At 61.2% G+C, this 214-nt stretch carries 1 pseudogene; it reads right to left on the bottom strand.

Annotated features, from left to right (window positions below):
* Nucleotides 1–214 (bottom strand): annotated as a pseudogene (locus AC2FC2_RS27095) (LacI family transcriptional regulator); the annotation flags it as partial.

Genomic DNA, 214 nt, shown 5'->3' with positions numbered 1-214 from the left:
CAGAATACCGCGTCCGGCCGCTCGCGGCGGGTCAACAGCCGGTGCGCCAGGATCTGACCACTTTCATAAGATGTGGTACCAAAACGCTCAACGCTCACCTGCAAGCCCACGCCTTCTGCCGCCTGAAGAAAACCGCATTCACGCGCCATCAGGCTTGGCGTACCGGCCAATGAGTTGGCAAAAGCAATGCGCTGGCAGCCCGCACGGGCAAAGG

Source organism: Serratia sp. CoH_122_TC_1, from assembly GCF_058191755.1.
The sequence above is the reverse complement of the archived record's forward strand: the minus strand, read 5'-3'. Positions and strand labels throughout refer to the sequence as shown.